Raw genomic sequence first — 12,114 nt, 5'->3', positions numbered from 1 at the left:
CTGCAAATGACTGCCAAATATTAAATATAGCAATTTGAAGCGGAGTAAGGTAGCAAAAGACTCCGGATTTCAAGAAAATTAGTCTTTATTAAGAAGGAAGTACGAAATGATAAACGGAATAAAAATGACAGAAGGTTCCCGCTAGGACACAAAAGTGAAAAATGGCATGATTGAATTTTATTTTCTTGATACTGTATAAAATTGCTCCAACTGTATAAAACACTCCACCCAGAAATAGCCAAAATAATCCTCCAGAGGACAAGCTTTCAATCAGTGGTTTTATGGCGAAAATAATTACCCAACCCATTAAAACGTACATAATTGTAGAAAGGATTTTATATTTTCCGGTGAAAAACAGTTTTAAAGTTACGCCTGTAATGGCCATTCCCCAAATCACTGCAAAGATTGTCCAACCCACTGTCCCTTCTAGTGTGATTAAAGTAAATGGAGTGTAAGTTCCTGCAATTAAAACAAAAATGGCTGCGTGATCGAAAATCTTTAGCTTTCTTCTTTTCTCAATCTCTTTTGAATTGTGGTAAAGCGTAGAAGCAGCATAAAGGATGATCATGCTAACACCAAAAATTGTGACACTGGTAATGTGCCAAGAGTTCCCCATTTCAGCAGCCCGAAAGATTAGGAAAAACAAAGCAACAATGCTCAAAAAAAATCCAAGTGCATGAGAAAGAACGTTTAACCTTTCTTCTTTGGGTGAGTAATCATTCATGTAATTGTCATTTTTTGCTAAGTTATAATTTTTATCTAATTCGCCTTGTTTTCATTAATGTTTACAGGGCTTTAGACAAAATGAAAATCTACTTTCCATACTTAAAAAGCATGACGTTTCCTTTTACAATTCCTCTTTTGTCGCCTTCACTAGAAATCAATAAATCGCCATTTTTGAAGAATGCTAGACCTTCTGGTTTGTAGTATAATTCTGCGGGTAAGGGATAGACAGATTTTAAACCCTGCTCATTGTAAATGGTTAAAATTCTATCGCTTGCTGCAAGGATATAAATTTCTCTGGTGATGGGGTGAATCGCGATTTCAGAAGGATTAAACATCACATTATTCTCTTGCATATCTGTTATTTCTTCAGCAATTATTTTATTAATTTCCAAAATATCAACTTCAAGGAGTAAGGAGGTTTGTGCGGGGTAATCAACAGGGAATTGATAAAGGAATCTTTTAGATTCAGGTTGGTTTAATGCAGCATCTTTACTAATGGTAAGAAACTGCTTATTGCTCTCATCAAATGCCAAGCTTTCAAAATTAAATGAATTCAAAGAGAGCATTTGTTCCTTAATTTCTGTTTTGTTTTTGTAATTGAATGTAAAAATTTTCCCATCACTTCTTAACACATAAACGAGTTCTCCAATAACGGAAACCCCTTCAAAATCGCCAATATCTGTAAATCGGTGGATGTTTTTAATCTCCTCCTGAAGAAAATCATATTCGAAGACCGCTCCAAGTTCATCTTGAACACAAAGTATTGATTTTTCATCTTCAGATAATGCGATTCCTGAAACCTCTCTTAACACATCGGGCAAGTTATAAACCTGTGCTGGTGAGAGAAAGTTGTATTCTGCATTTTGAAATAAACTGCTTTTGCCTAGCTTATCAATCGTCCAATTATCAGAGCTTACAATAGATTTTGATTTGTACCATTTTCCCTCGGTTGTGAAAAATAAATTCTGTTCTAGTCCATCTTTTATGATTTCTACTTTAAAAAAAGAAGTGTCATTTGTGGTAATTAAAGAGATTTCATCCAATAACCAACCTTCATATTTCTTGCTTAATTTTTTCTTGATTTCTTCCTTAGGAATTGTGTTGCTTTCCGCTTTAGATTCGATGAATAAAACTTTCGAGTTACTGATTCCAATTTCATAATACTTTCCATCGCAGAGGTACTCTATTTCCACATAGTCTTCTTTATTTTCTAATTTTAGAATATCTGCATTTGGACATTTTTCATAAATGATTTTGAAATATTCGTTCTTTTCAGAATTGCTGATATGGTCACCAGTTTTTTGACCTATACAAACAAAAGAGCTAAGAAGTATTGCGAGAAATAGCGTTGTTTTCATTTTCAGTATTTTATATTAAGTTGTTAGGTGTCACTTGTCTGCTTTCTAGTCCTTTGTTTTAGAATCTACAAACATAAACCATACGCTAAATTACGTATTCTTTTTAAATCAAGTATAGGATTGAAATAAAATTTAAATAGCTAATTTTCATCTAAAATGGATAACCAATCGCAAAGTTAAACACTGGTTTATCGGCTTCAAATTTCCAATCCGATTCGGGGCGTTTTAATGGTGCGGCAAAATCGAAACGAATAACGAATCCTTGTACATCGACCCTTAGTCCAACACCCGTTCCGATACCAAATTGTTTGTGGAAATCAGATGTGAATTTTCCTCCTTCAAGATTATCGCTCAAATTCCAAATATTTCCTGCATCGAAGAATAAAGCGCCTTTTAGGACAGAAATTAGTGGAAAGCGGTATTCAAAATTCCCCTCTAAACGAATATCTCCTGATCGGTCGAAATATAAATCTCCTTCGGTGTCGGGATTATATGTTCCAGGACCAAGTCCGCGAATATCGAAGGACCTAACACTGTAGGATCCCCCTGAAAAATATTGTTTAACGTAGGGCAGAGAACTCGAATTTCCGTACGGAACACCAATTCCACCAAATACTCTACCCACTAAACTATGACCAGATTGTGTTAACCTGACATGATAGCTTAAATCTAAATCTCCTTTTATGTATTGCGCATAAGAAAGACCAAGAAAACTTTCAGTTGAATCTCCTTCTCTAGTTTTACCAAATAAACTTACTGCGTTTCCAGCCAAATCGAAATTAAACCTTGCGTAAAGTCTCGCTTTTCTATTCGGATTGTTTAATTCGTTGTAGGTGAAAGTATAATTTAATCCGGCGATAAATTGTTGCTCAAAGCTTCTTTTTAAGAATGGATTCCCGTCTAATATAGAATCGAATATTTCACTTCGTTTACCCACTTTAACATAATTCACTTTGATTGGTTCAATGTGGTGTGTTACCCATTGATTGGCGTTCCAAATATATCCAAATGAAGCAGAGTAGGAGTTGAGAGTGTAAAGTTGAGTTCTTCTCATGAAATCATAACCGGTGCTTATTCTGGTTTTCGGTATTGCATATTTGAAATATTTATCAAAATTACCTGGGAAAATTAATCTTGGGAAAGTTATAGCCGCATTTAATCCTAGACGTAAGCTGCTTGAACCATTTGTGTTTCTACCGAATTGCTTTTCGTAACCAAAATTACCGCGGGCAGAAAAACTTTCGCCCCCTTTAAAAATATTTCTGTTTAAGTAGGTTAAACTTAGATCAGGTCCAGTAAAATCATTAGATTTTGTAACTCCCTGTAATTCTGATCTTAAGGAACGTTTGTTTAACGGTGAAAGGGAAATTGTCGTTTTTAAATGTCTTAATTTGAGACTGTCTTCACCAATGGGTTCGATTTCCTCAAAATTAATATTTACAAATTTATATGTTCCAATGGAAGAAATTCGCTGACTGGTATATTTTGATTTGGTAGGGTCGAATCTATCTCCTGGTTTTAAGAGAATAAATGGATCGAGTCGGTAAGGTTTAAAGAATAAATGATTCTGGATAAATTCCACTTCATTAATGCGTGTCGTGTCTGCTACATTTCCAGTAGTGTCTTTTGAGACGTTGGGATAAACTTCAACATGATCAATAACATAAGGTACTTTTGATTTGAGAGGAACTCCTTCTTTCAATTTTAGATAGAGATTAAAAGTTCTATTGTTGTTTAAGTTCGTATCGGCTTGAAAAAGTATAAATGTAGGATTGAAATTATAATAGCCAAGATCTTTCAAATATTTATCGATTCTTTCTCTTTCCGCCTTAAAAGCATCCAAATCATAGCGGATGCCTTTCTTTAAAATGGTTTCGGAGAGTGCTTTCTCTAATTGATAATAGATTGGTACATGATTTGCTTTTTCCAGAGAATCCACTTCGACAGTATAGTTTTCTAAATGATAAGCTTCTCCAATGGTGACGGTGTAGTTTGTTTTAACTGTTTTTGAAATGCTGTCTTTTTCAATGTTCGAAGAAGTTCTGGTGTAGAAAAAACCGCTATTCTCTAAACGATTTTCTAATAATTCTTGCGTCTTTTTAACGTTGACATCTGAAAAGTATGCGGGCTTTTCTCCAATCTTTTTGTTTAGAAAGCGGATGATGAAATTAGGTTTCTCTTTTTGTGCTTTATAATAGTAGTGAAGTCCAGGGTATAAACCCAAAAACTTTGTGTTTGGGTCAGGATAGAGTAGACTCTGCAATTCGCTTTCTAAGCTTGAAATGTCTTGATTGCCTAGTGTATCATTTACCTTAACTTCTCCTCCGCGAAACAGCATTTCACCTTCTGGAATGTACTTTTTGACGCTACAAGCAGAAAGCATTGTGATCACCAAAACAACAATAATAACACGATATTTTCCTAAGTTATTTAGCATTATTCCTCCTCTTTTTTACCGGTTTTAGTGCTTGTATTTTTACTTTTCTCCTTTTCATCAGAATTAGAGTCTTCTCCATCTTCTTTTATTGGTTTTTCGCTAAATAGTTTATTCCAATGATTAAATTGTCGCTGAAAAATTAGCGCTATTCCATTCACATAAACTTGTCCGTCTATCACGTTTTCGTATTCACTACTTCTAAATCCTTTCAGCCTCCAGCGTCCATCTTTTGTTAAAAGATATTGGATACTGGCATTCCCCACAACAGCGTTTTCCTCTCCAGCTTGTGCATCACCTTGCACGTTAACCGTACTACCCACTTGAACAATTAAGCGATCGTCTAGTAATTTTTTTTGAGCACTTACGTTTAAATCTGTTCTTTCTTCTGCTGTTTCTCCTTGATAATCGGTGTAGCTATTTAGTCCAAAATTCAATTCTACGCCAGAATTCCCTAATAATTTGTCAGAGTAGGTATTTAATTGATCGGAAATGGCTTGATTTATGTTTTTCTGTACTATTCTAGCTGTTCCTCCATCACTACCATCAGAGCCTGCGTTGGGGTAAAATTTCTTTAATACCAAAAGAGAAAAGACTTGTTTGTTCAAGGCATCTTCTTCATTGTTGACTTGTTTAATTCTGCTGTAAACTGTTCCATCAATTGCGCCACGAGCATCTTCAGGCATTCCCAAATTGAAATTCAATCTGGGTTGATCTAGTTCACCATTTACATTTAAATAAACTAAGAAAGGAAGTCTTTGTCTGTATTTATTTTTCACCTCTTCACTGGCTCCAGAAGTCTGAGAAGCCATAAGGGCAGAGGCTGAAGTTTCCACTTTGTAGCTCGCAGTAACGTCCATTTCAGCATCCATTGGACTTCCTCCAGACCAAGAAATATTACTTCCAGGTTCTAACTCAAATTCTCTTTTCACCAGGTTGTACAGACTTAAGTTATAATGCCCTTTGTTAATGTTGTACCTTCCGCTCAGTGTGGTTCTTCCATTTCTGGCAATGTTGAAATCTAAATCTCCATCACCAGAAATATTTAAGTTATCTCCTGTTCTAGGATCAACAATTACATTGAATTCAGAATTTTTCTCAACTTTCAAATTAGCGTGTAATTCGATTCCTCCGAACATAGTGACTTCTGTAGAATCGTCTGCTCTGGTTAAAATATTGTCTGGATTTTCCTTATCTACAAATTCGATAATCCCTTCACTTTTCTCAATTTGCGCTTGTGCATCTTGAAGGACGTAAGTGAAATCGGTATTTTCGTTTATCGATAAGTTCATGTCAACGACTGGGAAATTGAGGTTTCCTTTTATTGTTCCGTTCATATCAAAATCCAAAACGCCATAAAATTCCTCGTTGTCTTCTTGGGTTGAATTTATAGGCTGAAAATTCTTAGCGTTAATTTTTAAATCAAAGTCTGGATTAGCCATATTTTCCGTTGAAATTCCTCCATCTAAGGTGAAGCTATTATTTTGTTCATCTTCTATTGAGAATTGATTTAAGGTAATGTCTGAATTGTCTATCTTAATCTTATCATTGGCCAATCTGAATTTAGAGTTCAATTGTGTAACATTAAATTCGGCTTGGTTAAATTGTATATTTCCTTTATAATCTGGATTGCTAAGATCTCCTTTAAGCGCAATTTCTCCTGAAATATTTCCTGAGGCTTCATTCAAAGTTTCTCCGGATATAATTGCAATGGTTTCAACTCCAATCTTGTTTAAATTCAACATGAAATCAAGTTCAGATTCTTTGTTTTGAAATGCATAATCGCCTTTCACTTCTAAATCAATATCCTCTCCCTTAATTCCTAAATCAAGATTATAATTATCGCCACTTTCAGATTTTGCTTTTAGAGAAAGCTCGCCCAATGGCGCTTGTAGTGCGGTTAAATCGGAAATTCCAAAATCTACATTTAAACCGAAGTTTTCAAAAGGATCGATGGCTACAATGTTTCCTTGCATGTTTCCTGTGGCCAATAATTCATCCTTATTGAAAAGTGCGAGCAAATTGGCCAGTTTGAAATTCTCAAATCCTACGCCTATATTATGCTGTGATGTCTGCACTAAATCATTGGCAATTTTAACGCTTTCATTTCCTTTGCTGAAAACAAAATTTTGAGCCAATAGCTGATTATTTTCAATTCTTAATTCATTGTCTGTAGGAATAGACCAATTTTCCCCTTGAAAAATAAGCTTCTCCGGATTGATATGTACCTTTAAATTTGAACTTTTCCCAGTAATTCCAGTTTTTAGCACATACAATTCTTCTTCACCATCAAATGAATGGAAGTGTAAATTCAATTGCTCATTTTGAAAGTCACCATCAAAATAAGTTCTCTTCATTACTAAAGGTCCAGCGTCGAGTTCATTAAAACCGAACTTGAATTTTGCTTCTTTATCGGATGCGTCAAAATTCAATTTTAAGCTGTCAATGGTGTTGTCTGCGTAATTCAAATAGGGTAAATCTAAATTGGCTATGAGCTCTTTTTCTTCTTGATTGAAGTCAAGATTTAACTCCAAAGTATCCATTGTTTTAATCTGGGGAACGAAAAAGCTAGTGATTAATTTTGTCTCGGACAGCTTCATGTTTAATTGAAGTTCAACAGGATTTTCAAAATTATGCTCATGGTCTAATGAGTCGCTAAAATAGCCTTCCATTTGATGTTGAATCGCCTCTGTAATTTTTGCAATCCCAGTATTTGCCCTTAACTTTCCATTCAAAAAGTCACTTTTAATGTCCATAGAAGTACTGTCTGTTGCTGCGCTAGCGCTAATGTCAACAGGTCCTAAATAATAATTATCGTTATCATAAACAGCTACTCCCTCCGTAATTTTCGTTTCGAATTTAAATTCATCTGCATTACCTTCAAAATTGGCCATCATCAAGACTTTTGCCCTAATTTTCTTCTCAGTTAAGCCTAAAGCATACAAATCAGCGCCTTCTAATTTTAAATCTAAATCGATTTTTGGTTGAACTGAGTCTAATTCAATTTTAGAATCTATTTTTAAGTCTAAATTTTCATCTTGATAACAAATATTGACATCACCTTTTCCGTTTTTCAATTGTCCATCTAGCTCTAATTCAGAAAAATCATATCCGCTAAATTCTAGCTGAGAAAAGTTTGAAGTTAATTTTGCGTTCAAATCATTGATGTCATTTCCTTTTCCATTGGCTTTCATTTCAAAAGCGATTGTACCAATTTCTGGATTGTTAAGAATTTTGCCTAATTCTAAATCAATCACATCGATTTTTGCATCGAAAGCAATTTCATTTTGCTGCTTAAATTTACCGTCAACGTTCACTTTTCCCTCTGGAATAGTAAGTTGTAATTGCGCTATTAAATCATCAAGTTTTCCGCTGAAATTACTTTTTAATTGTACTGTTTTTGGAATAGAAATGCCTAAATCTTCCTCTGAAATGATGTTGGTAATATCTGATTTCGTGGAATTGAAGGTAAGACTTTCAACATCGGCATATAATTGGTCAGCATCAGTTAAGTTTTTAAACTGTCCATTCGTTTTAATTTCTGTGTTTTGTCCCCAATTCACCTGAAATTTGGAAAGATCCATTTCCTTAAGTTTACCGTCTGCTTTAATTCCACCGATAAATGGATGTTTGGCTAATTTATTTAGATATTCATTTTCCTTTAGTTTTGGAGCAAATTCAAAAGCGTCGTTTAAATCAATAATAAATTGTTTCAAATTCAAGTTTAATTCAGACTTTTCTGGAGTTTCTATAAAGCTTTCCAAAGATGAAAACTGTGCTTTTAAATTTAAATCAATGGAACTATTTCCTGTAGCTACAATAAAATCATCAATCGAAAAGGAATAGGGATCAAGTTTTGCAATAAGTGCCAATTTGTTCAATGTAATACCGCTTTCCTCTTTAAAAGATAAATTTTCAAGCTTTAATTCTGCTGATTCTTCTTTGCTCAATAAGATGCCATTTGCTAAAAAGTTGAATTCCTTCAAGACTATATAATCTGAATTTAAACTATTTAATTCGGCTGGTTTTTTGCCTACTTGATAGTGCAAATTGTTGTTCTGAAGTGCGATGGATTCCACCTCAACTTTCCAGTCTGGCCAAATAAAGGCCTGCGTTTTTTGAGATGGAGTAGGAGCTACAGTTGAATCTTCTACTTTTGGAGTTCCTGTGATGAGTTGAATGTTTGAATTGTTCAACATGAATTTCCCCACTTTAATGTCTTGCTTTGCTAAATCAGCTTTTGGAACTTCTAATTCTAGCTCATCTAAATCAATATCGGCAAACATACTGTCTGGGACAGATTCGTAATGCGCGCTAACATTTTTCAATTTTAAATTATCGAGACTTAAATAAGGAAGCGTAGACTCTGTGGTGTCCGAAGGAGCACTTGCTTTGGTTTGAATGTAGCTCACTTTAGTATTTTCCAAAGCCATTTCAGCGACTTGAAACTTCATTTCTTCCAAATCAATATTTCTACCTTGAAAATGGAAATTACCCAAATCAAGATTGGCTTTCATTCCGGTAACTTCATCATCATAAATCACTTTAAAATCAGTGAAATCAATAGAACCTACAGAGATTTTTGGAGGTTTACTACTTGTGGTGTCCGATTCTGGAGCAGGCTCTGTGTTTGTCGTATCAGAAGCAAAGGCATCTATCAAAAACTGAAAATTAAAGCCCTCTACTGTATCTTTACGAATTACATTTGCACGAAGACCAGTCCATTCTAATCCATCAATAGAAATTGGATTTCCCATGATAATTGGCCAAAGAGGAATGTCAACTTGTAATTTTTTGGAATAAATCAGCGTATCTCCTTTGTTATCTTCAAGAAATAAGCCTTGCAAATCGACGTCACCGCCAAAAGTGATGAAAAGTTTCTCTATTTCAACTTTGCTTTTGGTTTTCTCTGAAACAAAATTGGTGGCTTTACTGACAATGAAATCTTGTCCCCAAGGACTGCGCACAATAAGCACCAGTGTAATAAACAGGATAATGAGAACAAGTAAAATACTGCCCAATATACGTAAGACACGCTTCCACCAAGGTCGTTTAGACTTACTGCTCTTCTCATTTGATGTTTCTGGGGTTTCTGCCAATTTTTTATTTTAGTATTCTCAAATTTACACTTTCTCTTTGTTGTTCGCAACGCACACGGTGTTTAGTTGTTTAAAAAAGCATAAATTTTAATTTCACCTATCTTAGTGTATGCTTGGGGACTCATTAAAATTAAACACATATCTGATATTTTACCAGTAAATAAATCTAGTCCGGCATTTGATTAGGCGATGAACGGATAAGATCTTTCGCAAATTTCTATTTTCAACAATGGAAGGCTCTTGACAAATTAAAATGAAAACTAATCTGTTTTTCAAAACTCCTTTGGTTCCGACCTATTTATTAATGAGCGCTACAACTTCTGCTTTTTAATGAGAGCGAATAGCTTAAATCGACTAAAGCACTTTCACTACTTTTCTTGGTCGAGAAAAAATGTATTGAAGTCCTAAAGAAAATATGATTAACGTAACACCCATCCAAGATGCTAAATTGAAATCTTCGGATTCGTTGAAGAAAAGAAAGGCGAGAATTATTCCGTAAATTGGTTCAAGGTTAAAATTTAAATTTACTGTAAAGGAATTGATGGTTCGTAAAGAACGATTTAATAAGGTGTACATGAAAATGGTGAAAACCAAAGCCAAAATAATGAGGTAGAATAAATTTGTGGAATCGGGCAATGTGAATTGAAATTCAGTAAATGAAGCAAGAAAAAGTATAATTATTCCTAGACCAATTGTTCCGCCAGACATTTGAAGCATGGTGACTTTCATTGTATCATGTTTTTTGACTAAGCGCTCATTAAATAAGGTGAAAAGTGAAACCAAAATGGAGGAAATAATCCCTAAAATAATCCCTTCTCGGTATTGACTGTCGATTCCAAAAATCAAACTTATTCCTACTAAACTAAGGGCACTTAATGCTAGATTGTTTAACGAAAGTCGGGTTTTATTGATTATCGGATCCAATAAGGCGGTGAAAAAACTCGCCAGACTTAAACACAAAACTCCAAGAGAAACGCTAGAGGCTTGAATACTTCCAAAGAAGAAAACCCAATGAAGAGCGAGCAAGGCACCATTGGCGAGCAGTAGGAAATTCGCTTTTGAAAACGAGAGATCCATTTTGTTTTTCTTCCAAATGGAGAGTACAATAAGAATCAAGATGAATGATGAAAACAAAACCCTATAAAACACCAATAATGTTTCGTTTAAGGTGATTAATTTCCCGAAAAGCCCACTGAAGCCAGCCAAAAGAATGGCAAGATGCATTTCAACATAAGATCTGTTCATTTTGACTGTGTAATAATATAAAACAAAGAATAAAAGTAGTCTAATAAATCGATAAATTTCAAGTTCGGAGTTGAAATTTATACGCTATAAAACAAAAAAGGGAAGTTATAAAAACTCCCCAAATTTAAATGATGAATTATCGTTCTTTAAGTGATATCTAACTTGTACTTTGTGTTCAAACTTGAAATGATTTCTTCTTCATTCAATTTATTCTCTTTTATCAGACTATTGTATTCATTTTGAACTTGAATAGCCATTAAGGTTTCCTCCCAATCAATTGTATGGTCTGGGGCGTAGGCCTTAACTATAGCTTTGAATTGAGAAATAAACTCTTCATTCGTCACGTTTTTGGTGAACAATTTAAGCGCCCATTTTGAAACGTGTTTCAACTCGATATGATCTGAAACTTTTTCCCCAATTTTCCAATCAATCGTGTGTCCAATCTTTTTTAATGGAATCCTGTAGGAAAAATCTTCATTATCTATTGATAAATGAATTTGGTTTTCGAATAGTTTCTGTTTAATCATTTCCTTTCTTTAACGCGTTGATTTTATCCGCAACTGCTTTTGCATCAACACAAAACTTGTCGTCACCTTCTAATTTCCATTTACCGGTTTTGTTAATGTAAAACTGAACAGTTTTCTCAACTACCTTGTCATAACCGCCAAAAGAATCCAACATGTTTTGAACTTCTTCAAGATAAACAGCTTTCGTTGTTCCTCCTGAACCTACTTGCGTCCATAATTTGTTGATTCGTTTAGACTTCTCCTTATAGTTTTGGCTTAAAGACTTGTGTGACATTAAGAATAATGAAAGTGCTTTAACTTCTGGAGACGGTTTTTCTGTATTTTTTGTCATTATGTTGTTCTGTATATTTTAAAAGCACAAATATAGTTCAATAAAGTCAGCGGATTAAATAATGTATGGCATTATATAAAAATATGCCTATAGGAATCTTTACCAGTAGTGAAATAATCTATTCTCTATTTCTTAGCAAATGGTTTGCGCTGTAATGGAACGCGGGACTTCGGCAAGCTCAGTCACCGCATAACAGATGCAAGCAACGCGGATAAACACTAATTTCTTGCGTCTTGAAACCTAAGTTTTGTTATATCATGAAATTAATAATATGCCATATTTCATAAAACTCTGTTTTTTATGGAGGATTGAATTTTAATTCTGAATATACTGGTAAAGTATCGGATACGCATTATAAAAAATTGTTGTAAAAGCGATCTTTGTTTTTAGAAAA

General features: G+C 34.3%; 7 protein-coding genes. All 7 read right to left on the bottom strand.

Translation table 11 applies throughout. The features are described from left to right. Positions 1-88: 88 nt before the first annotated feature. Positions 89-724, bottom strand: a complete 636-nt coding sequence (gene trhA / locus DIT68_RS02805) for a PAQR family membrane homeostasis protein TrhA (RefSeq protein WP_109358289.1) — start codon at positions 722-724, stop codon at positions 89-91. 88 nt (positions 725-812) lie between these two features. Continuing rightward, positions 813-2,084 (bottom strand): SdiA-regulated domain-containing protein, encoded by a 1,272-nt coding sequence (locus DIT68_RS02800; RefSeq protein ID WP_109358288.1) that lies wholly within the window; start codon positions 2,082-2,084, stop codon positions 813-815. 151 nt (positions 2,085-2,235) lie between these two features. Continuing rightward, positions 2,236-4,521, bottom strand: coding sequence for a translocation and assembly module lipoprotein TamL (gene tamL / locus DIT68_RS02795; protein WP_109358287.1), 2,286 nt, complete (start codon positions 4,519-4,521; stop codon positions 2,236-2,238). Beyond that, a complete protein-coding gene (locus tag DIT68_RS02790) occupies positions 4,521-9,617 on the bottom strand; it encodes a translocation/assembly module TamB domain-containing protein (RefSeq protein WP_109358286.1) in 5,097 nt (1,698 codons plus the stop codon). Before DIT68_RS02790 ends, tamL begins: the two co-directional genes overlap by 1 nt. A gap of 354 nt (positions 9,618-9,971) precedes the next feature. Continuing rightward, positions 9,972-10,862 (bottom strand): DMT family transporter, encoded by an 891-nt coding sequence (locus DIT68_RS02785; protein WP_109358285.1) that lies wholly within the window; start codon positions 10,860-10,862, stop codon positions 9,972-9,974. A gap of 146 nt (positions 10,863-11,008) precedes the next feature. Next, positions 11,009-11,389, bottom strand: coding sequence for a hypothetical protein (locus tag DIT68_RS02780; RefSeq protein ID WP_109358284.1), 381 nt, complete (start codon positions 11,387-11,389; stop codon positions 11,009-11,011). Beyond that, positions 11,382-11,720 (bottom strand): hypothetical protein, encoded by a 339-nt coding sequence (locus tag DIT68_RS02775; protein WP_109358283.1) that lies wholly within the window; start codon positions 11,718-11,720, stop codon positions 11,382-11,384. Before DIT68_RS02775 ends, DIT68_RS02780 begins: the two co-directional genes overlap by 8 nt. Positions 11,721-12,114 lie beyond the last annotated feature (394 nt).

This window comes from Brumimicrobium oceani (assembly GCF_003143775.1).
GTDB classification, from domain to species: domain Bacteria; phylum Bacteroidota; class Bacteroidia; order Flavobacteriales_D; family Crocinitomicaceae; genus Brumimicrobium; species Brumimicrobium oceani.
Note: the sequence above shows the minus strand (reverse complement) of the source record. Positions and strands in the feature narration are given on the sequence as shown.

What these genes read in the sequence shown, in the direction of transcription:
- tamL (WP_109358287.1), bottom strand. Translation starts at nt 4,521, where the DNA reads ATGCTAAATAACTTAGGAAAATATCGTGTTATTATTGTTGTTTTGGTG.
- DIT68_RS02775 (WP_109358283.1), bottom strand. Translation starts at nt 11,720, where the DNA reads ATGACAAAAAATACAGAAAAACCGTCTCCAGAAGTTAAAGCACTTTCA.
- DIT68_RS02800 (WP_109358288.1), bottom strand. Translation starts at nt 2,084, where the DNA reads ATGAAAACAACGCTATTTCTCGCAATACTTCTTAGCTCTTTTGTTTGT.
- trhA (WP_109358289.1), bottom strand. Translation starts at nt 724, where the DNA reads ATGAATGATTACTCACCCAAAGAAGAAAGGTTAAACGTTCTTTCTCAT.
- DIT68_RS02785 (WP_109358285.1), bottom strand. Translation starts at nt 10,862, where the DNA reads ATGAACAGATCTTATGTTGAAATGCATCTTGCCATTCTTTTGGCTGGC.
- DIT68_RS02780 (WP_109358284.1), bottom strand. Translation starts at nt 11,389, where the DNA reads ATGATTAAACAGAAACTATTCGAAAACCAAATTCATTTATCAATAGAT.